A 22,768-nucleotide genomic window follows, 5' to 3' on the forward strand; every position below is an offset into this window, starting at 1 on the left:
ACAAAATTGAATTGTGCACAATCTAAAATGCATATAGGGAGACCGAAAATGTCAGATGAATTTTACAAAATCAAAGTAAAACGAGGTTCCGAGGAAGTTCCTTTGGAACAGTTTAAAGACAAAGTGTTACTCATTGTCAACACAGCTAGTGAGTGTGGTTTTACCCCACAATACAAAGGGCTTCAGGAAACTTATGACCGTTGGAAAGGAAAGGGTTTGGAAGTATTGGCTTTCCCGTGCAATCAATTTGGTGAACAAGAACCGGGAACAGATGCAGAAATAAAATTATTTTGCGAAAGAACATTCTTAACAACCTTTCCTATTTTTTCTAAACTAGAAGTGAATGGTCCAAATACAGATCCACTCTACAAACATCTCAAAAAACAAGCTCCAGGGATTTTCGGTTCCCTTGACATCAAGTGGAATTTCACAAAATTCTTAATCGATAAAAATGGAAACGTTGTGAAACGATATGCCCCCATTACAAAACCAGAAGCGATTGAAAAGGACATTGAAAAACTTGTCCAAGCTTAAAAATCCTACAGATGAGGTTCTTCTTTTGAAGAACCAAATTTGTTTTTCCTTATACTCATCGATGCATCGTTTGATGAAGATCTATCGTCCGTTACTTGCGACGATAGGGCTGACTTATCCACAATACCTTGTAATGTTGGTGCTTTGGGAAGAAGAGGAAAACACTGTGAGTGGACTTGGGGATCGTTTGCAATTGGACTCGGGAACTTTGACACCTTTATTAAAGAGATTAGAGCAGAGTGGGTTTGTCGAGCGAACGAGAAGTCAGGAAGATGAACGAGTCGTTGTTGTTTCTCTCACAAAGAATGGTAAACATTTACGCGAAAAGGCAAAAGCCATACCAGAACAAATTTTTTGTTTGTCTGGGATTGAAGAGAACCAAGCAATCCAACTAAAAGCAATTTTAGACGAATTTGCTCAAACCTGATAGAAAACAAGATTTCTATCAATAAATTTTTGCTTTCTTCTTGACGTTGGACGCACACCTGAAAAGGATCTAACATCGTTTAGGTTCATTTCTATTCTTACCTGAAAAAGCGAAGGTTCATCACACATGCAGAGACTGTATTCTTCACTTTGCTTTTTGATTTTGCTGTTCCTATTTTCCTGCAGTAACCCTTTTTCCGAAAATCCCTGCGATCCGAATGGGCAAAAATTTATAGACACATTGTTGTTCAAATGGGCAACTTCGGATAACAGTGTCACTTGCGGAAAAGTATACATCTTTCCTGCCGGCAAAGAAATCTTAGAATATTCGATCCCTAGTTTAGGAGTGACTGGGATCATCAATGGAAACCAAATTGTAATCACTTCCGAATCAATCGTGACAATCTCTTCTTATGTTGCTAATTTTAAGACTAACGGTGTCTCTGTCTCGGTCAATGGAGTTCCACAAACGAGTGGAGTGAGTTCTAATGACTATAATTCTCCATTGAAATACGTTGTGACTGGAACGGATGGTATTACAAATGAATACACCGTGCAAATGGTAGCTCCTCGCGTTTTGGGTTCTGGTTCCCTTCGGCTTTGGTTCAAAGCAGACCAGCTAACGTTAAATGATGGAGATCCGGTTACGAGCTGGCCAGATGTCAGTGGATTCGGAAATCATATATCGCAACCGACTATAAATATTTGGCCTATCTATCGAAAGAATCAGGTGAATGGTTACCCTGCAGTAGCGTTCAGAAGTTCACTAACATCACAAATGGAATTACCAAGTGGTGGGGTTGGGCTATATGTTACTGATAGCGGAAGTTTTTTTTTCGTAAAGCGTTTGGTTTCTATTGCATCAGCAATCACTCTTATTCGGTTATGTTATACGCTAGGTAGAGAAATAGGTATTTCCGATGTGTTAGGTGAATATGCAGTTTGTCGAAACGCTACTACTTGTATATCACCGTCATCAATTCCCTTACCAATGCTCCAATTTATTTCCATTGGTACCGTACAGACTTTGACTTCAAATGTTCGCGAATATAGGTATGGTAAATTTGCAGGGCAGTCGGCCTTGGATGGTACCTATTCTTATGCTGGCGGATCGAATTTGGATCGTGTTTTATTAGGGAATGGAAATCTTGATGCTGACATTGCAGAAGTTCTCTATTTCAATACTAATCTTTCTGAAACAGATGTAGAGAAAGTTTTCTTTTATCTCAATACTAAATATAAACTTTCTCCATAATAATCGTAAGTTCGATTTCCTTTTTAGAATTGGTAAAAGATGAACTTTATTCTATAAAATTTGTAAACTTGCAATTCTTCCTTCACAAACCAACAAACGTGTGATATTTGGAAACCATTGGGTGGCGGGTGGATAGCCCCACCCAGTTCGATACGGGCGGGGATCTATACCTTCCAATCCCCCCAATCCTACTTGCCCACAAATCCCCAACCTCCCATCTTGAACCAATGGATCTAAATACCATCAATCTCAGAAGGTTCCATCTCCACTATTTCAGTTACCTACTTCTTGTATTCATTCTAAGTCTCCCGCTAACTGCTGGTTTGGTGGAAGACGGGTATCGTTTGATTTTCTATTTCGGTGGCGCCATTTCCTTTGCCATCCAAATGGCCATCTTGCAACTTCGGTTCCTTCCGAGAAAAATCCCTGCTTTGGCAGAGTCAGGTTTTCCCTTTTTTACCGTGTTTCTCTCGTTTTTTCTAAATTTAGGCATTCTGACTGCTTTCCAGGTCTTAGAGTACCCTTTTGAGGCAACTTCTGGATTTTTAATTGCCTATTTCGTCCACCTACTTTTTCTAGTATTTGCGAGCTATTTCAGTGGAAAATAAGTCTAAATATCGGTTTTTTTTATCATTTTTATTAGTTTTTTCCCTTAGTTTTACGAATGTTTTTGCTAACGATTCGGAAGGGCACGGCTCTGAAGAGGGCTTCGATTTCAGTGAAGTGATGGCGCACCACTTAGGTGATGCTCCCATTTTCCCTCTGAACTTTGGTGGCACAATTGTTACCGAAGGGCAACCTGGGTTTGACGCCGAGAACCACGATGTTTTTGTAAACCATGACGGGGTGAAGTATCACTATGTAGGTGGACTCGATCTTCACATTACCAAACGAGTGACCATGATGTGGATTGCTTGTTTTTTTATGTTCCTTGTTTTTATTCCCGCAGCCAATTTGATTTCAAGAGATCCTAAAAAAGTTCATAACAAATTTACTTCTGGCGTAGAGGCTTTCGTAAGTTATCTAAAAGAAAATGTTGTGGATGCATCTCTTGATCACCACGGACATTCTTATTACCACTATATCTTCTCTCTGTTTTTCTTTATCCTTTTCTGTAACTTGTTTGGCCTCATCCCATCTGTGGGGGAACTAACTGTTGCCGCTTCTGATGCTCTTGTGGCAGTCGGGGCAGTGGATCACACACCACATTCTCTCCATACATTCGGAGAAATTTGGTCAGGAATCACACCTACAGGGGACATCAGTGTCACTCTGTCTCTTGCATCTATTACACTACTTACCATCTACGGCACTGCATTCTCTTACCAAGGAATTTCCTTCGTAGCGCATGCGGTTCCTAAGGGAGTTCCACTCCCACTCTGGCCACTGATGTGGGCCTTAGAGTTTATCGTCACACACATTGCACGTTCTTTTGCGTTAACCATGAGGTTACTTGCCAACATGACTGCGGGACACGTAATGATCCTTGCGTTACTTGGGTTTATTTTTATGAGCGAAAGTTGGCTCATCGCACCTGTATCTGTTCTCAGTTCGGTGCTCATTTACTTTTTAGAACTACTTGTAGCCTTTTTACAAGCGTTCATTTTCTCTCTGCTCACAACCGTGTTCATCGGAACTGTGATGCATAGACATTAACATTGGTTTTATTTATATTATAAAACACACAGGAGTGAAACGAAAACAATGGAATTCGGTTTAGGATACATCGCAGTAGGACTCGCAGCAGGACTTGCATTACTTGGAGCAGGAATCGGTATTGGTAGAATTGGTGGATCAGTGGCAGAAAGCATTAGCCGCCAACCAGAAGCAGCGGGAAAGATCCAACTCGTTCTTTACGTAGCAGCAGGTATGATTGAAGGTGCAGCACTTTTCGCAGTGGTAATCGCTCTTCTTATCGCGCTCAAACTCAATGGCTCAATTGACAAAACAATTGGTGCTGGTGCCACAAAAGTAGAACAAGGACAATAGTCTTGGTTATCCTCGCGGCTTCCGGCTTCAATTTGCTGAAAGTCAATCCGGGTCTGGTCATCTGGACCCTGGTCACTTTCTCGGTTGTTGTCTTCGTTCTTAAAAAATTTGCATGGGACAAGATCCTTCATGCTCTCGAAGAACGTGCTTCCGGCATCCAAGGCGATATCAACAAAGCAGAAACCCTTCGTGTAGAAGCAGAAAAGTCTTTAAAAGAATACAAAGACCAACTCTTCAAAGCGACGGAAGAAGCTCATAAAATTGTAGATGAAGCTAAAAAAGATGCAGTTGCTCTCCGCACAAGATTGACGGAAGAAGCACACAATGAAGTGAAAGGCATTAAAGATAACGCAATTCGCGAAATTGATTTAGCGAAGAGCAGAGCTTTGTCTGAAATGCAAAACCAAATTGTGGAAATGTCCGTTCTCATCGCGAGTGAGATCTTGGAGAAACAATTGAAGAAGGAAGACTATGCTTCCTTTGTCGAAAAAGAGATCGCAAAACTCGATAAACTTAAAATAAAATGAGTCTGAACCAAATTTCAAAGGTTTACGCAACGGCACTTTTGGAGTTAGCTCAGGAAGCTAACTCGCTTGAGTCAACAGAAGAGGAACTTTCATCTTTAGTGGATGTTTTCTTTTCTGATGAGTCAATCCGCCATTATTTCCTTTCTCCATTAGTTGATCCTTCTGAGAAAGAACGAACTGCAGAAAAGTCAGTTCAGGGGAAGGCATCGGATATCGTTGCCAACTTCATTACACTTGTGGTTCGTAAGAATCGATTTCTATTCCTCAAGGATATTTTGGAAGATTATAGAACAGGAGTGGACCGACTTAAAAATCGTAGTTCTCTTCGCATTGTTTCCAAAGATTCTCTTGGCAAAGAAGCCGTAGATCGAATCACCAAGTCTATCTCTTCCAAGTTCGAACGCGAAGTTCGTGTCACAGAACAAACGGATCCAGCCCTAATTGGTGGATTCAAACTCTTTATAGACGACTTTTTAATCGATGCCTCGATCCGTGCAAAACTTGCCGGAACCCGCGAGGCTCTCCTCCAAAAGAAAATCCCAGTCGGAGCATTTGAATGAAAATTAAAACAGACGAAGTAACGTCGGTACTAAAACAAGAAATTAAAAACTTCAAAAAAGACCTTCAAGTTGAAGAAGTTGGAACAGTTCTCGAAGTAGGGGACGGGATTGCGAGAGTTTACGGACTCACTAACGTAATGTCAGGAGAGCTTGTTGAATTCCAAAACGGGGTTCGAGGACAAGCATTCAACTTAGAAGAAAACTCCGTAGGGGTTGTAATCTTCGGTGATTATATTAAAATTGAAGAAGGTTTTTCCGTTAAACGTGTGGGAAAAATCTTCGAAGTTCCAGTTGGACCAGAACTTCTCGGTCGAGTTCTTAATCCACTCGGGGAAGTGATCGACGGAAAAGGACCACTGAACGCTAAAAAATCAAGACCTGTTGAGTCGCCGGCTCCAGGGATTGCGATGAGAAAATCAGTTCATGAACCAATGCAAACAGGAATCAAAGCGATTGATGCAATGATCCCAATTGGACGTGGACAAAGAGAGCTCATCATCGGTGACCGCGGAACAGGAAAAACTTCCATCGCGATCGATACCATCATCAACCAAAAAGGAAAAGGTGTTATCTGCGTTTATGTAGCGATTGGACAAAAAGCATCTACTGTTGCTTCCACCATCGAAATGTTACGCGAAAAAGGTGCTCTTGAGTATACAATCATTGTATCGGCAAACGCATCTGAACCAGCTCCTATGTTATACATTGCACCTTACTCTGGTGCGACTATGGCTGAATACTTTATGTATGAAGAAGGGAAAGCAACACTCGTTGTGTATGATGACCTTTCTAAACAAGCCGTAGCTTACAGACAAATGTCACTTTTACTTCGCCGCCCACCAGGTCGTGAAGCATACCCTGGGGACGTATTCTACCTTCACTCTCGTTTGCTTGAAAGAGCTGCGAAACTCGATGATAAATTCGGTGGTGGGTCTATGACAGCACTTCCAATCATTGAAACACAAGAAGGGGAAGTATCTGCATACATCCCTACGAACGTAATCTCCATCACTGATGGTCAGATTTACCTTCAGTCCAACCTATTTGCATCGGGCCTTCGCCCTGCGGTGGACGTGGGAATTTCTGTATCACGGGTTGGATCTGCTGCACAAATCAAAGCGATGAAAAAAGTAGCAGGAACTCTCAAGTCAGATTTGGCTCAGTTCCGTGACTTAGAAGCGTTTGCACAGTTAGGAACAGAACTTGATCCAGTAACGCAAGCTCAGCTTGATCGTGGATACCGAGTTCTTGAAATCCTCAAACAACCAAACAACTCACCAACTCCAGTAGAAGAACAAGTGATTTCTATTTTTGCGGTGACGAAAGGTTTTATGGATACGGTTCCTACGGCAAAGATTCGTGAATTCGAAACTTATTTGCTTCGAACTATGAGAGAACAACACCCAGAAATTTTAGAAGAAATCAGAACTGCGAAAGAAGTAAAACAAGAAGCAGCTTTGCAAAAAACAATCAAATCGATTGTAGAACATTTTCTGACAAAGAATAATTAAGGGGAAAGATCTTGGCGACACCGCGTGAGATAAAAAAGAGGATTAACTCGGTTAAAAATACGAGAAAAATCACTCGAACCATGGAGATGGTCTCCACGGCAAAGGCAAAAAAAGCAACTAATAAAGTTAATGCGGCGAAACCATACGCCGACTTAACTCGCGAGTTAGTTTCTTCTTTGTCTAGCCTTGCTGGGATCATTCACAGCCCTTACTTAAGGAAGCCGGACAAAATCCGAAAAGTAGCTATCCTTGCAATCGCCGCAAACCGTGGGTTATGCGGTGGTTTTAACTCCAATCTTCTTCGTATTGTTAAAAACCGTATCGAAGAGTTGAAGTCCAAAGGTGTGGAAGTTGAAGTCCATGCTGCTGGGAAAAAAGCAATTGCCTTCTTTAAATTTGCAAAAGTAGAATTGGTTACTACTCATACCAATATCGATGATAAAGCGGGAAGCAAAGAAGCAAATGATCTTGCTTCTTACTTTATGGAACGTTTTGCAAATGAATCAGTGGATTCAGTTGAAATTATATCCACTCATTATTATTCGGCAGCAACTCAAAAACCAGAAATTACTACCGTTCTTCCTTTATCAATGGAAGAAGCTGGGACAAAAGGATCTTCTGGTCCAGAAGTATTGTATGAGCCGGATCCAAAAACAATTTTGGAAAACCTTCTTCCTATGGTGATCAAAACTACTTTTGTTAAGATCATTTTGGAGTCGGTAGCTTCCGAACACATTGCACGAAGAGTGGCTATGAAAGCGGCAACAGACGCAGCAGGTGAGATGATCAAACTTCTTACTCGCGGTTATAACCGAGTTCGTCAGGCAAAAATTACGCAGGAAATTTCAGAAATCGTAGGGGGAGCGGAAGCCATCTCCTAACAAAGGTCTTTCGGAGTATATATGAATAAAGGTAAAATTAAACAAATCATCGGTTCGGTAATGGATATCAGTTTTGAGTCCGGGAATATGCCTGAAATCTACAATGCCGTAGAGATTAAATCTAAAGTAAACGGTAAAGACGTAACAATTACTGCAGAAGTGCAACAACACATTGGAGATAACACAGTTCGTGCGATCTCCCTTCAATCCACAGACGGATTAAAAAGAGGATTGGAAGTTACCGATACAGGAATCCCAATTTCTGTTCCAGTAGGAACAAAAACTCTTGGTCGTATCTTTAACGTGCTTGGTGAAGCAATCGATGAACTCGGTGATCTTCCGAAAGACGTAAAAAAGATGCCAATCCATAGAAATGCACCTTCTTACGAAGAAATTAAACCTAAAACAGAAATCTTTGAAACAGGGATCAAGGTCATCGACCTTCTTGCTCCTTACATCAAAGGGGGAAAAACAGGACTATTCGGTGGTGCTGGGGTAGGTAAAACAGTTTTAATCCAAGAGCTTATCAACAACATCGCAAAACAACATGGTGGTTACTCTGTGTTCGCTGGTGTGGGTGAAAGAACTCGTGAAGGAAACGACCTTTGGAACGAGATGAAAGAATCTGGAGTTATCGACAAAACAGTTCTTTGTTTTGGTCAGATGAACGAACCTCCTGGTGCTCGTCTTCGTATCGCGCTTTCTGCTTTGACTATGGCGGAAAACTTCCGTGATGAATCCGGATCTGATATCCTTCTCTTCGTAGACAATATCTTCCGTTTCTCTCAAGCAGGTTCCGAAGTATCGGCTCTTCTTGGTCGTATGCCATCTGCGGTAGGATACCAACCAACTCTTTCCACTGAGATGGGTGGATTACAAGAACGGATTACATCAACAGTTCGTGGTTCCATCACTTCAGTGCAAGCGATCTACGTTCCTGCCGACGACTTAACTGACCCGGCTCCTGCAACTGCGTTTGCTCACTTGGATGCAACAACGACTTTATCTCGTGCGATTTCTGAAAAAGGGATTTATCCTGCGGTGGATCCACTCGATTCCACATCACGCATCATGAACCCACAAATCGTGGGAGAAGAGCACTACAACACTGCTCGCGAAGTACAAAGAATTCTTCAAAGATACAAAGACCTTCAAGATATCATCGCGATTCTTGGTATGGACGAACTTTCTGAGGATGATAAAGTTCTTGTTTCTCGTGCTCGTCGTTTGGAGAAATTCCTCTCACAACCGTTCCACGTAGCGGAACAGTTTACAGGTCGACCTGGAAAGTATGTAAAATTGGAAGATACCATCCGTTCCTTCAAAGGAATCATCGAAGGTAAGTATGACACACTTCCAGAACAAGCATTCTATATGGTCGGATCGATTGACGAAGTAATCGAAGCGGCGAAACAACTCAAAGGTTAATCGGGATGAGTAAAGAACTGACTTTAACAGTCATCTCTCCTGACAAAATCCTTTACCAGGGCAAGGCGGAATCAGTGATTCTGCCGGGTTCTGTGGGTTATTTTGGAATCCTTCCAGGCCATGCTACCTTAGTCTCCCAACTCGATTTTGGGCTGATCAAATTGCATACTGCTGGGAAAGAGTTCCGAATTGCCATCGATGGCGGATTCTGTGAAGTGAAAAATGACCAAATTAGAGTGCTCACCGAAGGTGGGGATTCTGAAGACGATTTGTCTCATGACCATGCTGTAGAACTCCTCGGGGAAGCAGAAGCCCTTCCGCTCTCCAAAGACAAAGAAATTCTATTAAAGAAAGCAAAAGTTCGCATTTTACTGCACGAACGTTAATTTTTTTCCCCCCTTCTTGCCGAAAATATACCAGAGGGGGATTTCCTTTGACTCTAGATTGGATTCGACGTTCTGTATTGGTAACGATACTATTTACCGGATTCTATTACTTAAAGGAAAACCCTGATTTGCGAAAAAGAATCTATTCTGAAAAACCGGTTCGTGTTAAAATTGAAGGATCCGTAGTGAATCCTGGATTTTATACATTGGATGCAGGTTCGAATGGAAAAGATTTGGTTGAGATGGCGGGTGGATACATACCCGGAACGCAAATCAAAACGGAGGACAGTATCTTGGAACAGCCGTTAGAGGATGGCCAGATACTAAATTTGGGAAAACGGTAATCGAGGCGAATGGCGGATCAAGAACAGAATAAAAACGAAGATCTAGAAAACATCGAACCTGTACTCGATGAAGACTCGTTTTCCTTGGATTTGGATGATTTTGATATGGGTGATGATGATTTGGATGTATCACCTGGAATCGAAGCTCCAAACCTAGACGACATTTCCGCTTTTGATGACGAAGACGATTCCATTTCAGACATGGTCGCTTCCTCAGATTCTTATGATGATTTATTAGATATAGACTTAGATTCAGATTTAAACTTACTTGGGGAAGAAGACCCAATCCTACATGATGAAGACATTCATGCAGATTTTTCTGATTATGAAGAAGAATCTGAAAAAGAAAAAACTCCATCAAAACCAAAACAATCTCATAATCAAAACAATCTCGAAGATGATGATCTTGAATTAGAATTCGATGATGATTTAATTGATCTCGATAAAGAAATTGAATCAATACTAAATGGTGAGGATGGAATTTTAACATCCAAAAAATCCAAACAAGATTTGGATGAAGAAGAGGATGGCCCAATTTCTCTTTCTTTAGAAGAACTAGAAAACATTACAGGGAATCTCGAGGAAGAAGATCATTCGGGAGAACCAGAACGTTCTCACTTTGAAGAAGAGGAAGAAGAACACCAAGATGACCTAATCGATGAACATTCAGATCTTGATTTAGATTTGGATGATTCCGAAATCGATACAAATCTTGCCTTCGATGAAGAAGGTAAACCTCAATTTGATTTAACGGATCATGATGAAGCAGATTCTTTTATACCTAAAGATGATTTAGGCCTTGGTGATGAGGAAGAAGAAGCAACTGGATTCCAACCACTTGTGGATCCAGAAGAAGAAGAACTTTTTGGTAAAAATAAAGAAGATGAAAACCTTACTTTATCTGATGAAGAGTTAGGTAGTATTTTAGGTGCTGGTGGCGAAGCAAGTTTAGAAGAATCTCTCGGTTCCGAAGAAGAATTTTTAACATCAGACGAAGAATCTGAACTTCCAAGTTTCACTGATGAAGATGGCGGATTTGATCTGTTAGGTGGCGAATTCGGAACACCAGAGGAAGAAACTCCTTCGACAGAAGAAGAGGATGAAGGTCCTCTCACGTTATCATTAGAAGAATTAGAAAACATTTCTGGTGAAGCCATTGAAGAAGACTTCGAAGAACCAACTTCTGATATTCTAAACGAAGAATTAGAAGACGAGTCTATCACACTGAGCCCCGACGAACTTGGTAATATCATTGCAAGTGATCCAATTGAAGAAGCAGAAGATTCTGAAGAAGAAGAAAGTCACGAACTAGAGACAGATCTTGGTGATGACTTTGATTTCGATTTAGGGGATGAATCTGGATCAGAAGAATCGGATAACTCAGAAGAAGGCCTCGAAGGTCAAATGGAAGGATTTGAATCTTCTGAAGAAGATGAAGGTCCTATTGCCCTTTCAATGGAAGAATTGGAATCTATCGCTTCAGATGCAGAAGAAAGTTCTGAAGAAGAACTTGTTGATAGTTTAGACAGAGCTCCTCTTCCTTATGAAGAAGACTTGGCACCTAAATCAGATTTACTCGCGGAAGATGAAGAAGACGAATCTATTGCTTTGTCAATGGAGGAATTGGAAAATATCACCGCATCAGAAGAAGAAGAGGATGAACAAGAAGACATCACTCTTTCTGCAGAAAGTTTAGATGAAATTTTGGGTGAAGAACTTCCTGGTGAAGAATTAGAAGACATTGCCGATTTACCTTTAGAAGAAGAATTTTCTTTATCAGAACAAACTAGCGATGAAGAACCTGTAGACTTCGATTTACCATCGTTTGGTGATGATGATTTAGTCGAACATGAATCAGAAGCTGATTTTGGTGATTTTGGTTCAGAATCTGTCATTGATGATAGTTTTGATTTATCAACACCTGACTCACCAAAAGAAACGAGAACTCCGACTCTTGCAAGTGATGATTCAGAAGAATACGAAGTTGATTTAGATGAATATGCAATGGAAGGAAAACTTTCTCCATTGGAAGAACTCCGTAAATCGGATGTATCGGCTCCAGAAGCCAAACCTTCTGCTGAAGAGGCATTTGCGGAAGCAGGTGGAGATAACCTATCAGTTGGGGAACGCAAAAAAGTATTAGGTTATTTGGATAACTTACTTGGTAACCTTCCTGATGATGTGATCCGCGAATTCTCGAAATCTCAATACTTCGAGTTATACAAAAAAATGATGAAAGAATTGGAGTTATAAAGTGGGACTTCTCGATAGAGCCGAAGAAATTAAAAAAACTTCGGGTTCCTCGACTTCAAAATCATCTAGTACTAACCAAGACAAACCGTCTTTATTAAAAAAAGCAGAACAATTCCATGAAGAAACTTTTTCTCATGAAAAAGAATCTGTTCCTGTTGTCGATACCGACTCGGAATGGTTAGACGATAGCTTTTCTGAAAAACTCGCCACAGAAATTGGAGACCTTCCCAGTCCCGATGGAGAAGAGGAATTCGATCTTAGTGATATACCAGAACTTACTGATGCAGATTTTGGTGACTTATCTGAAGAACCTTGGGATGAAAATCCTCTACCAAATTTAGAAAATGATTTAGATGATATTGCTTCTGATTATGAACCCGTCTCTGCAGAAGATACAAAAATACCTGAAACGAATCCGGAACCATCTGCGGAACCTGAATTACCTCCTGTAAGCAAACAAGAGTTTGATGATGATTTAATTGATCGTGATTACCACGATGAAATTTCAGAACCCGATACCCCTCTTCCAGAAGTTAATATCTTTGATGAGTGGGAGAACGATGCAAAAAGAGAAGCTGCCAAACAACCGCTTAGACCCATCAAAGATGATCCGGCTCCCATAGGAGAAGACGTATTGTTTGATGATGAATCTGATTTTGGTACAGCGCCAATCTCGTATCATCTGGCTTCCAAAAAACGGATTGAGAACTACCAAGCCATTTTTGAAATCACTAAAGAGATTGCTTCCTCTAAAGAATTTTCTGATTATTTTGATAACTTGGTTTATAGTTTGATAGGGCAAGTTGGTTGTAACTCTGTAGTGGTTTTAACTTCTACAAATCCTAAAAGTCCTAAATGGGAAGCAGTTGCAGCTCAAGGGATCCAATCAAAAGATTCTTGGTATCTATCTCCAAACGATGAAATCTATTCTCGTATCTCTGATTCGGAAACGGTAATCTATGCTGGTGAATTCAAATCTTCTCGATTGCCAGACAGAGAGTTTAGATTACTCAATGAAATGGGTTCCGAAATCTTAGTGCCCATCCGTCATGGTGAAAAATGTTTTGGCTTATTATCTCTTGGCAAACTCATTAACGGGGAAGAATACATTACCGATGATTTGGAATTTGCTAAAATAGTTGGAGATATTGCTGGTTCTGTTTTTGAAAGAGTGTCCGAATTTGAATCGATCAATGACGACTTAGTCCAAGCCAAAGAAGTAATCGAAATCAATGAGTCAGTTTTACGATTTGCACGCGATTTTGCTCGTGTTCGTAAGATGGATGAAGCTTATGATTTGCTTATAGAAAATATTAAAACCAAACTTGGTGTAAAACAATTTTCCTTTTTAGTTTTAGATTCTGAAACTCGCTCCGACTATATTGTGTTTGGTTCTAATTTTATATTACCAGAAAGAACAAAAGACTTCAAACTCAGCAAAGATTCTGATATTGTGGGAATGGTTTCCAATGTTCCTGGTGTTTACCGGTTAGAAAACTTCAGAGAAGACTCCGAATTAAAATCCATTTTCACAAATGATGAATTAGGGATTATGAGTGAATTCACAATTTTACCAATCATCAATTTAAACTGGCTTGTGGGTATGATTATCGTACATTCTACAGGAACTGCCTGGACAGATACCACTAGAGATGTTGGAGTTACTTTACTCGAAACATCTGCACCAGTGTTTGCAAACTTACTGATTTTACAGGAAAAAGAAGCATTATTTAGAAATCCATTTAATCCATTAGAGTCGCGGATTCTCAGCGAAATAGAAAAAGCATCACAAATGAACACGAACTTCACAGTCACTTTGTTCAAAATTCAGAATGTTTCTCGAATGGTTCATTTGGTGGGAGCGGGAACTTTTGCTCGTTATGCGGACGTCTTACGTAAAACAATGATGGATCATATTGGGGAGTTGGACTTTTTCACTCGGGTGGGGCAAGGAAAATTTGCTATGGTCCTTCATGGAAAAGACAAAGAAGAAACCGATGTTGTGATTAAAAAAATCAAATCTTCCTTCGCAAAAAAAGAGGACTCTATCATTGGATCTTTTCGTGCAACATATAGAGTATTAAATTTATCCTACCCACATGATACAAAGGATAAAAATCAATTTTTGGAAATGGTTGAAGAAGCCTAAACAAGTAACAGCCGTGTTATTTAATTCTATTTCCTTTTTATCACATTTTTTAGTATTCTACTCCATTTATTATTTTGCAACTGATAGGATACGTAAGTATTTACTTCTTTCCTTTGGTGTTTATTTCTATTCTCAGTGGAGTATCAATGCCACCATTCTTCTTTTTTTATCAGTAGTTTTTAACTATAGTTTAGGAAGATACCTTAGTCTTTTAAATGGAAAATCTAAGAAAACTATCTTTGTTTTAGGAATCACCGTTAATTTAGTTTATCTTGGTGTTTTTAAATATTTTATTTTTATTTGGGAGTTGTTTTCTGATTTAAGAATCGGTTTTGGATTGCCGGGCCTTATTTGGAAACCAGAAATTTTATTACCTATAGGAATTTCCTTTTATACATTTCATAACATTAGTTATTTGATAGATGTTTATGATGAAAAAATAGCTCCTTGTAAAAACTTTTTTACATTTGCAATTTATGATTTGTTTTTCCCCCTTTTGTTACTTGGCCCCATCGAAAGACCAGGCAACTTAATCCCGCAAATCGAATCGAAACAAATCATTCGAAGAGAAAATATTTGGAATGGAATTTCCCTTTTTCTCTGGGGTGCGTTTATCAAATCAACTATTGCCGATCCTTTTTCTAGATATGTAGAAATTCATGCAAAGGGTTTTGAAACCTTAGAACCTGGAATCTTATGGATCGTAGCTCCTGTCATCGCCTTCCAAATCTATGCCGATTTTTTTGGATACTCTCTCTGTGCAATGGGTTTAGCCGAAATGATGGGCTTTCGTTTGATGAACAATTTCAAAAGACCATTTTTTTCCTCCAATCCTTCTGAGTTTTGGTCAAAATGGCATATTTCTCTTTCTACCTGGCTGCGAGATTACGTATATATAAAGTTAGGTGGAAATAGGCACGGTTTCTTTAGGGAAAATACAAACTTGATGGTGGTATGGTTTCTTGCTGGAGTTTGGCATGGAGCAGGCTATGGGTTTGTGATTTGGGGAATTTATTTGGGACTCTGTTTGGTTTTGTATCGTTCTTTGAAACATTATGGACTCATAGTACAAGGCAGTCGTGTTCAATCTATACTGGGAACCATTTTTACTTTTTATAGTTTTTCGTTGGGCCTTCTTCTTTTTAGAATCAATTCTCCTTCGGAAACAAAATTGATTTTAGACAATTTATCTTTCCTGCCGCATCTTTCTTCATTCCCAATTATGATCCTAATAACGACGATTCCGTTATTAGTTTTTGATCTTTGGCAAGAATGGAAAAATACGGAACGTCCAACTTTCTTTATCTCCACAAAACCATATTCGTTTCTATTTATATTCTTTGTTTTGTTTCTTTGGTTTTCTATATTTTCACCCTTTGGGAAACAGGATTTTTTTTATTTTCAGTTTTAAATTAAATTTATGAAGATTCGTTATTTTATATTCACCTTTTTTTTGATTTCTATTTTTATGCACCTAACATGGGAATGGTTTATCCCGTATTGTGAAACCACTTCTTCTTATTGGTATTTATCCAAAAAAAGAAAGATAAGAACGGATGCAAAAATTTTAGTATTGGGTGATAGCCAGATCGTCAGTGGAATCACTCCAGATTTTTTTGCAGAGGTTGAGGATGTGTCTTCTGAAGAAGTTTTATATTTTCCTAAACCAAGCCAACAACCTGAAGGAATTCTTGTCGAATCATTAGAACTGGTTCACCAACTTCCCAAACTACGGAAAGTGTATGTGAATCTTTCTCCGTTAAATACAAGTAAAAACTCGGTTACCGATGCAAACCGGCAATTGTTTTATTCCTTCGGGAATTTATCGAAAGAAAGTATCATTCACCCATTGGTTCGCAAAGCATACTTCTCTAATCTAACGGATCTAAGTTGGAAGATTATAATTTCTGTATTTCCTTATTTTGGACTGAGTTCGAATCTAAATCGATTAGTTTATGATCCGGCTGCACAAGCAGATGTTCCGAGAAGGAAACAAGAGTTTCTGTACATTCAGGAAAGTATGGAAAAAAGACAAGGCTCTTGGGTTTGGAAATCCATTGGCGAAGACCCAATTTTACAAGAGGAAGAAGAATTTCCAGAAAATAGTTCTTTCGTCCTCTCTGGGAAACGAGATCTTTCCGTAACCATCTGGTATGATATAGTAAAACTATGGACGGAAAAAAACGTAGAAGTTGTTTTTCTTAGAATTCCTTTTTCACCGAAAATGGAAAAAGACATTCTAAAAACAAATGCTAATACAGTCAGTGATGAAATTTTTAAAACGATTACCTACGAACCTAATCAACAGAAGGTGGTTGTGTTTGATTTTCGATCGGTGTTTTTAAATGATTATCAGAATTTTGCAGATTTAACCCATCTCAACCAAAAAGGAAGAGATGCGTTTTCTCTGATTTTGAAGAAAGTGTTATTTGATCACACCCACACGCCGACCAAGGGCATGTAAGTTAACTCCCCAACCAAGACCAAAAAATTGTTTCGGTGTTAGGATTTCCTCAGTGCTTGGATCCCAGATATCTTTTACAAATGCTTCTGCAGTGATTTCTGTTCCGTAAGGAATTCCCCAGAAATTTTTATCTTCATTGTATGACATAAATTTGCCTCCCTATTTGACCCAATTCTATGATTTGAAGGATTCTACCATAGTATAAAATTCTTGAAAATGATAGGCCGAGTCGTGGGGACCTGGGCATGCTTCTGGATGGTATTGGACAGCCATTACCGGTAAACCTTTGGTTTTGAGACCAGCTACCGTATTGTCGAATAAATTGATCCTTGTGATCGGCATATCGCTAGAAGACTCACCTAACACATGAAAGCCATGGTTTTGAGAAGTGATTTCAATTTTTCCTGTTTCTTCGTTTCGAACGGGATGGTTCCCACCACGGTGACCAAACTTAAGTTTGGCTGTTTGTTTTCCAAGAGCAAGTCCAATGATTTGGTGCCCTAAACAGATTCCAAAAAGTGGTTTCTTCGCATCCATAATGGCTTTTGCAGAGGAGATTGCGTAGTCAAGAGGAGCGGGATCTCCAGGTCCATTAGAAAGGAAGTAAGCATCAAATCCATCTTTTAGTAAATCTTCGGCTTTGGTTTTGGCAGGGAAAACATGTACATTAAATCCAGCTGCGTCTAGAAGTTTGAGAATATTTCTTTTGATTCCGAAGTCATAAACGGCAAGTTTAAACTTACTCGGAGAATGAGCACCAAATACATATGGTTTTTCACAAGTGACCACTTGGGCTAAATCTTGGCCTTCCATAGTCGGAGCATTTTTTACTGCTTCCAGGAAAGAATCTTCATAAGTTTCGCTGATGAATATTCCACAAGACATGGCTCCAGAGTTTCGAATGATACGTGTTAGCTTGCGTGTGTCGATTCCTTCAATCGCAGGCACTCCAAACCGAATGAGAAACTCGCTAAGAGTTTCTTTGGATTGGAAGTTGGACGGTCGTTTGACGTATTCTTTGACAATGAGTCCAGAAGCTTGGATCTTATCAGATTCCATATCGTCTGGATTGATTCCATAGTTCCCAATCATGGGGTAGGTAAGGGTCACGAGTTGGCCTTTGTAGGAAGGGTCAGTGATGATTTCCTGATATCCCGCCATAGAGGTATTGAAGACTACCTCGCCGATCGAATTCTTATTTGCACCGAAGGATCGGCCCTTCATGACCGTTCCGTTTGCTAAAACCAAAAAAGCCTGCATCAAATCCATTCCAAAGAATCGATTCCTAATGACGAACAAAAATTCATCAGTCTTTTGTGTAATAACGTTTTATCCGATCGTACCGGTAGTCTCCGTTAATTTCTACAGTTTTCATTTGGGAAAGTGAATCTGCCATTTCCTGTGCCAGTCCAGGTTCGATGGTCAGGTAGGAGCGTTTCCCGCGGACTAGGTAAACAATTTGTCCAGTCGCCCCATCGGCTTCGATGACTTGGCCTTGGATCCTTTTTGTTTGGGAGGAGGAAGGACTGACGGAAACCTGATACTTTTGAAAGATATGGGGTCTACCCACGCAGAGCCAAATATCGGAAGTAGGAGCCATTTGTGCGGCTTTCCCTTCTATATTCCGCTTTTCATAAGGTTGATTTCCCAGCGCCAATTTCATGGTGTCGGCATCACAGAATATCGTTTTCTCGCGGAGGTTTGTACTATCCAAATAGCGGAATTGTGGTTCTGGGCCTAGTGCATCCCAATGCACCAATTCGCCTGAAAAACGAATTACCTTCCTTTCCATTGCATAGCTTTTGTTTGAAAACAGAACAATAAGCAAAAACAATCTGCAAATAAGGAAAACTTGCTTAGACGGCGTTAGACTCATTCGAATTACCACATTTAACACAATTTTCGTTAAGATTTAACAATTTTATTTGACAAATCCTAGAAGAACGACTAGTTTCATTGCAATTGTCGGTATGAACGGTTGCTCACTTGCATTCGTTTGTCCACAGGTACGAAAAAAATTCAGGAAACAACTCATTAAGGAGTAATCATCAATGCTGAAATCTCTACGTTTTGGAATGATGGGGTTCTTACTTTTGTGCTTAGCTGGTAGCTTAAGCGCTCAATCAGGTCCTCGTTCTTATGTTATGATCGGTCTTGGAGCTCAATTTGACCTAGCTCAACTCGGTGGAACTATCACAAAAGATGGTCTAGATTCTGGTCAACCTAGACTTCGTCCAGATGGATCCGCTTACGGAACACCACAAAAGGCTATTTATGCTGAAAACACTTTGATCAGCTTAAAAAGAACTACTGGTGGCGCAATCGGTGCAAAAACTAACGGAGCTATGGTGGGTGGTAACATCAACGTAGGTTACGAAAAAGAAGGTATTTTTGGAATCAATAGCCTTTTCTGGAGAGTCAACGTTAACTACACTACAAAGATTGCTGGTGGTGATACATCTTCAACTGTAATGGGTTACAAATGGTTAGACCAAGAATGGTCTTACACTGCTTGGACTGTTCCTACATACCTTGGTATCAAACTTTACAACGCTGCTAACGACACTGCTGTGTACGTTGGTGCTGGTGTGAACTACTTCCAAGGATGGTGGGGAGTTTCTGGAACAATCAATAACCCAGGACTTCAAACTTTTGCTCCAGGAGTTCTTGGACCAGGAGGAGCTCTTCTTGGTGATGCTCCTACTAGTGGAATTCATAAAGAAAACGTACGTTTTGGTGCAAGCGGAATCGGTTTAAACTGGTTAGTTGGTGCTCAAACAAAAATCACTGACAAAGGTCACCTTTTCTTCGAATTGGAAACTATCCTTTCCGCAGGAATGGGAGTTGGTGGTGTGAACTCTTTAGGTGGAGCTTCTGCTCTTGCTCCTTGGGTTGCATACCCAGTAGTGATCGGTGGACAAACTTACCGCGTAGGTTACAAAATCGAGATCTAATCAGTTCTTTACTGAGAAGACAAAAGCCGGAGTTGGTTTCCAACCCCGGCTTTTTTTATGTCATAAGCTGGATGATGAAATTTTGATCTCTTGTGGTTAGGGAATTTGTTTCATGTGTGAATAAGCGCAAACGCACCCTGTTGTATACATTCCAAATTTCTGCATGATGGTCTAGGGATTCAGAAACGAATGCTAGTTTTGTGAGAAATACAAAGGCTTCTTTGAAATTTCGAAATTCCTTTTCATATTGAAAAAAGGAAACACCTTCTGTTGATTCCAATTTCCATTCTTGGTAAGTGTTTAGTAGGTTTTGAATTTCGATAGTTGTCAGGTCGGTTGGTTTTTCTCTCATGGTTTTCCCTTCTTTTTATGAAAAACAATCAAATACAATCCCAGAAGGATAAGTCCTGCACCAATTAATTTTTGACCATCAACCGGTTCTTTCATAAATAAAATTCCAACAAACATTAAAAAGATGGGTTCTATCAGGAGTGTGGCATTGAGTTTACTGATAGGCAAATGGTTGTGTGCTTCAAAATAAAAAGCTCGCCCTAAAAAATATCCAAGTAATGAAAATAATCCAAGAATGATGATAACAGAAACTTTCGGAATATAAAAACTACCGATGTATAAGGAATATAAAAAGAAAAATATCGTAAGAAGGAAGAGTCGCAAATAAGCATACTCGAGTCCCAGAATTTCCGGAATGTATTTTTTTATCATATAACTTTGGATTGCAAAAAGAAAAGCACTGAGTAAAATACAAAAAGCAGAAATCAGTTTGATTTGGCCTTGTAAAGTGGAGATCATATAGATTCCAAGGATGGCAATAGCGATTCCAAACACCTCTCTGCTTTTCAGCTTCTCTCCTAAGAAAAAAACTCCAAGTAATACATTGTAAAGAACAGTAGTTTTGATCAGGATGGCAGAGGGTCCTAAATCCGTTTGTTTCAGTGCATAATAATACAAAACAATGCCAATGGCATTGGAAATGGTTCCTAATGCTAAAATGAGTCCATCTCGTTTGATGGTAGTAATGACCTTGGATTGTCGTTTTTGGGAAAATAAAAAGTAAGGAGTGACAATGATAAAAGCAAATCCAACTCCAAATAGAGCCGCTATCTCCGGTTCAGTATTGTAATTCCGGAAGATTTCTTTGAAACCAATGACCTCAAAAGCAAAAAATACTCCTGTAAGGAATACATAGAAATATCCTTTTTTTTCATTACCAGTCAATGGGTTCTTTTCCTTGAGATCGTAAATACTCGTTTGTTTTTGAAAAATGTTTGTTTCCTAAAAATCCTCTGTAAGCTGAAAGTGGGGAAGGGTGTGCCGATTTTAGCACATAGTGTTTGTTTGGTGGGATAAGGATTTCTTTTTTCCCCGCAAAAGATCCCCAAAATAAAAACACGATGTTTGATTTTTTCTCTGCTAAGATTTTGATGGCCGCATCCGTAAATTCTTCCCAGCCTTTGTTTTGGTGAGAACCTGCTTTGTCTTTTTGAACCGTGAGTGTGGCATTTAACAGAAGTACACCTTGGTTTGCCCAGCGTGTGAGGTTTCCCGTTTTAGGAATGGGTTTTTGTATGTCTTCCCCAATTTCTTTAAAGATATTTTGTAAAGAAGGAGGAAAGGGAACACCATCATTTACAGAAAAACAAAGTCCATGGGCCTGGCCTGGACCGTGGTAGGGATCTTGGCCAAGAATCACAACTTTCACTTTGTCAAAGGGACAAGAGTCAAACGCATTAAAAATTAATTTTGCAGGTGGGTAAACAACCTTTGATTTATATTCCTCCCTGATCCATTCTCTTAAGGTAGAAAAATATGGTTTTTCAAATTCTAATTGTAGAACTTCTTTCCAACCTGGTTCAATTTGAACGTCTTTCAATTCTCCCCTCCGAATGAAAGTATAATACTCGTAAGTCGATTCCGCCATGAGTGACATGGATTGTTTTTTTAGAAAAATTACGAAGTTCTCTCATACAATCACTCCATTTTTCTTCCGTGGGGCAAAGGATAAATCCAAATAACTTAGGTTGGTTTTTGGTTAGTTTGAGAAGTTCTTCCAATCGTTTTCCAATTTTGGAAAATAGTTTTTCCTCCGGACCCGTTCTTTCATGTTTGCGAAGTCCATACGGCGGGTTTAGAGGTAAAAAATAATGGGAAGAGTTAGAATCTCCTTCTGGCAAAACAGGAAAGGTTCTAAAAAAATCAGAGATACTATGATCCCAAAGATCTACCTGAATTATTTTTTTCCAACGTTTGAATTCTTCGGCCCAGTAACTTTCCAAAGCAGGATCGGTATCTTGTATGACAATGGTTGTGTGCTGATGTTCTGCCAACGTTATGTTTTCTTTTTGTTTCTTTTTGAAATGTTCAAATGATTTTTCTGGGAAAAGATTCAGTTTGAAAAATATAAAATCTCTTGGTAAAGATAATAAAGAGATTTTTTCTTCTTGTAACGCCCATTCGGTGGCAAAAGTCAAGGTTCCTGCAAAAGGAATATAAACTGCCGCCACATCTTTTTTAGGAACTAAAAAGATATCAAAACATTGTGAAATTAGAATTTGGCTTAAGTCTTCTGGAACAGGAGCACTTGTTGGGAAGTTAGCTTTGATCCCTCGTTTGTATCCTGGTTCTCCTAAAAGTGATAACGAAACGGTAATTTCATCTTCGAAATAACTAATATGAAGGTTTTCTTTGATTTCATAAAATTTTGTATTTGGATCGGCAAATAATGGTTTTGCGATTTGTACGGCCTCCGTAAGGATCCGATCCCATTCTTCTCCCCTTAGGTCAGAAGATTTGTCCCAATCTGTTGTGCGTCCAATCACAAGTCGGAGGTCTCGAATGAATAGACCATGAAACAAAAGATAGGCGATCTGATGGGAGTTTGTGTTTTCTAATTTGATTTTTTCAGAAAATACACGAATGTTTGGTTCTGGTTGGTTGGGTAAGGGAACCGAACCCAAAATTTCTTTTACTTGTTCGCCTACCCAAGTGGCTGTACCGGGAGGGAAATACAACTCCCAACTGAGAGTGGTTCCGGTTTGTGGTTTTCGGATTCTAAATTTCCAATTCATCTTTTCCTTGCTCTAGACATT

At 39.6% G+C, this 22,768-nt stretch carries 25 protein-coding genes; 18 read left to right on the forward strand and 7 right to left on the reverse strand.

Annotation, left to right across the window (positions count from 1 at the left end):
* Positions 1-48 precede the first annotated feature (48 nt).
* The 17 genes from EHQ70_RS12105 to EHQ70_RS12185 all read left to right on the forward strand — a co-directional run bounded on the left by EHQ70_RS12105 (position 49) and on the right by EHQ70_RS12185 (position 16,707).
* Positions 49-534, forward strand: a complete 486-nt coding sequence (locus EHQ70_RS12105) for a glutathione peroxidase (protein ID WP_135586738.1) — start codon at positions 49-51, stop codon at positions 532-534.
* A complete protein-coding gene (locus tag EHQ70_RS12110) occupies positions 521-961 on the forward strand; it encodes a MarR family winged helix-turn-helix transcriptional regulator (protein WP_135586740.1) in 441 nt (146 codons plus the stop codon). The genes EHQ70_RS12105 and EHQ70_RS12110 overlap by 14 nt, the downstream gene beginning before the upstream one ends.
* A 243-nt stretch (positions 962-1,204) precedes the next feature.
* A complete protein-coding gene (locus EHQ70_RS12115; RefSeq protein ID WP_244288325.1) occupies positions 1,205-2,215 on the forward strand; it encodes a DUF5018 domain-containing protein in 1,011 nt (336 codons plus the stop codon).
* Between the two features lie 227 nt (positions 2,216-2,442).
* A complete protein-coding gene (locus EHQ70_RS12120) occupies positions 2,443-2,823 on the forward strand; it encodes a hypothetical protein (RefSeq protein ID WP_135586744.1) in 381 nt (126 codons plus the stop codon).
* Positions 2,813-3,871, forward strand: a complete 1,059-nt coding sequence (atpB, locus tag EHQ70_RS12125; protein ID WP_135586746.1) for a F0F1 ATP synthase subunit A — start codon at positions 2,813-2,815, stop codon at positions 3,869-3,871. The genes EHQ70_RS12120 and atpB overlap by 11 nt, the downstream gene beginning before the upstream one ends.
* 48 nt (positions 3,872-3,919) lie before the next feature.
* Positions 3,920-4,204 (forward strand): ATP synthase F0 subunit C, encoded by a 285-nt coding sequence (atpE, locus tag EHQ70_RS12130; protein WP_002975055.1) that lies wholly within the window; start codon positions 3,920-3,922, stop codon positions 4,202-4,204.
* Between the two features lie 2 nt (positions 4,205-4,206).
* Complete coding sequence (locus tag EHQ70_RS12135) at positions 4,207-4,731, forward strand: F0F1 ATP synthase subunit B (RefSeq protein WP_135586748.1); 525 nt, start codon at positions 4,207-4,209, stop codon at positions 4,729-4,731.
* A complete protein-coding gene (gene atpH, locus EHQ70_RS12140; RefSeq protein WP_135586750.1) occupies positions 4,728-5,291 on the forward strand; it encodes an ATP synthase F1 subunit delta in 564 nt (187 codons plus the stop codon). Before EHQ70_RS12135 ends, atpH begins: the two co-directional genes overlap by 4 nt.
* Positions 5,288-6,802 carry a F0F1 ATP synthase subunit alpha gene (gene atpA, locus EHQ70_RS12145; protein WP_135586752.1) on the forward strand — a complete coding sequence of 505 codons (1,515 nt, stop codon included), beginning with the start codon at positions 5,288-5,290 and terminating at the stop codon, positions 6,800-6,802. The genes atpH and atpA overlap by 4 nt, the downstream gene beginning before the upstream one ends.
* Before the next feature lie 11 nt (positions 6,803-6,813).
* Positions 6,814-7,683 carry an ATP synthase F1 subunit gamma gene (gene atpG, locus EHQ70_RS12150; RefSeq protein ID WP_135586754.1) on the forward strand — a complete coding sequence of 290 codons (870 nt, stop codon included), beginning with the start codon at positions 6,814-6,816 and terminating at the stop codon, positions 7,681-7,683.
* Between the two features lie 21 nt (positions 7,684-7,704).
* The gene (atpD, locus tag EHQ70_RS12155; RefSeq protein ID WP_135586756.1) at positions 7,705-9,111 is read left to right on the forward strand and encodes a F0F1 ATP synthase subunit beta; all 1,407 of its coding nucleotides are present in this window, start codon (positions 7,705-7,707) and stop codon (positions 9,109-9,111) included.
* Between the two features lie 5 nt (positions 9,112-9,116).
* Complete coding sequence (atpC, locus tag EHQ70_RS12160) at positions 9,117-9,497, forward strand: ATP synthase F1 subunit epsilon (RefSeq protein WP_135586758.1); 381 nt, start codon at positions 9,117-9,119, stop codon at positions 9,495-9,497.
* A 128-nt stretch (positions 9,498-9,625) separates the two neighbouring features.
* Positions 9,626-9,841, forward strand: coding sequence for a hypothetical protein (locus tag EHQ70_RS12165; RefSeq protein ID WP_244241880.1), 216 nt, complete (start codon positions 9,626-9,628; stop codon positions 9,839-9,841).
* A 9-nt stretch (positions 9,842-9,850) separates the two neighbouring features.
* A complete protein-coding gene (locus EHQ70_RS12170) occupies positions 9,851-12,094 on the forward strand; it encodes a hypothetical protein (RefSeq protein ID WP_135586761.1) in 2,244 nt (747 codons plus the stop codon).
* Between the two features lies 1 nt (position 12,095).
* Positions 12,096-14,243 carry a GAF domain-containing protein gene (locus tag EHQ70_RS12175; protein ID WP_135586763.1) on the forward strand — a complete coding sequence of 716 codons (2,148 nt, stop codon included), beginning with the start codon at positions 12,096-12,098 and terminating at the stop codon, positions 14,241-14,243.
* Positions 14,230-15,654, forward strand: a complete 1,425-nt coding sequence (locus EHQ70_RS12180) for an MBOAT family O-acyltransferase (RefSeq protein WP_244288326.1) — start codon at positions 14,230-14,232, stop codon at positions 15,652-15,654. Before EHQ70_RS12175 ends, EHQ70_RS12180 begins: the two co-directional genes overlap by 14 nt.
* A gap of 9 nt (positions 15,655-15,663) precedes the next feature.
* Entirely contained in the window at positions 15,664-16,707 is a 1,044-nt protein-coding gene (locus EHQ70_RS12185) for a hypothetical protein (protein WP_135586765.1), read from the forward strand.
* Here EHQ70_RS12185 and EHQ70_RS12190 read toward each other — a convergent pair.
* Genes EHQ70_RS12190 through EHQ70_RS12200 form a run of 3 tightly spaced genes read right to left on the reverse strand, consistent with a single transcriptional unit; the run spans position 16,669 to position 18,499 of the window.
* Complete coding sequence (locus EHQ70_RS12190; protein ID WP_135586767.1) at positions 16,669-16,854, reverse strand: DUF5808 domain-containing protein; 186 nt, start codon at positions 16,852-16,854, stop codon at positions 16,669-16,671. The genes EHQ70_RS12185 and EHQ70_RS12190 overlap by 39 nt on opposite strands.
* Before the next feature lie 27 nt (positions 16,855-16,881).
* Positions 16,882-17,967, reverse strand: a complete 1,086-nt coding sequence (gene carA, locus EHQ70_RS12195) for a glutamine-hydrolyzing carbamoyl-phosphate synthase small subunit (protein ID WP_135587212.1) — start codon at positions 17,965-17,967, stop codon at positions 16,882-16,884.
* Between the two features lie 46 nt (positions 17,968-18,013).
* Positions 18,014-18,499 carry a hypothetical protein gene (locus tag EHQ70_RS12200; protein ID WP_244288327.1) on the reverse strand — a complete coding sequence of 162 codons (486 nt, stop codon included), beginning with the start codon at positions 18,497-18,499 and terminating at the stop codon, positions 18,014-18,016.
* A 259-nt stretch (positions 18,500-18,758) separates the two neighbouring features.
* On the opposite strand from EHQ70_RS12200, the gene EHQ70_RS12205 reads away from it, so the two are divergent.
* Positions 18,759-19,661, forward strand: a complete 903-nt coding sequence (locus EHQ70_RS12205; protein WP_135586771.1) for a porin OmpL1 — start codon at positions 18,759-18,761, stop codon at positions 19,659-19,661.
* Between the two features lie 55 nt (positions 19,662-19,716).
* On the opposite strand, the gene EHQ70_RS12210 is transcribed toward EHQ70_RS12205, so the two are convergent.
* From EHQ70_RS12210 to EHQ70_RS12225, 4 genes are read right to left on the reverse strand one after another with little or no spacing between them, the layout of a single operon-like run.
* Positions 19,717-20,013: a 4a-hydroxytetrahydrobiopterin dehydratase gene (locus tag EHQ70_RS12210; RefSeq protein WP_135586773.1), complete on the reverse strand. Its 297-nt coding sequence runs from the start codon at positions 20,011-20,013 to the stop codon at positions 19,717-19,719.
* Positions 20,010-20,897 (reverse strand): DMT family transporter, encoded by an 888-nt coding sequence (locus tag EHQ70_RS12215; RefSeq protein WP_135586775.1) that lies wholly within the window; start codon positions 20,895-20,897, stop codon positions 20,010-20,012. The genes EHQ70_RS12210 and EHQ70_RS12215 overlap by 4 nt, the downstream gene beginning before the upstream one ends.
* Positions 20,887-21,552 carry a uracil-DNA glycosylase gene (gene ung / locus EHQ70_RS12220; protein WP_135586778.1) on the reverse strand — a complete coding sequence of 222 codons (666 nt, stop codon included), beginning with the start codon at positions 21,550-21,552 and terminating at the stop codon, positions 20,887-20,889. The genes EHQ70_RS12215 and ung overlap by 11 nt, the downstream gene beginning before the upstream one ends.
* Entirely contained in the window at positions 21,533-22,747 is a 1,215-nt protein-coding gene (locus EHQ70_RS12225) for a hypothetical protein (RefSeq protein ID WP_135586779.1), read from the reverse strand. The genes ung and EHQ70_RS12225 overlap by 20 nt, the downstream gene beginning before the upstream one ends.
* Between the last annotated feature and the right edge of the window lie 21 nt (positions 22,748-22,768).

The sequence above is a fragment of the Leptospira congkakensis genome (genome assembly GCF_004770265.1).
Taxonomy (GTDB): Bacteria; Spirochaetota; Leptospiria; order Leptospirales; family Leptospiraceae; genus Leptospira_A; species Leptospira_A congkakensis.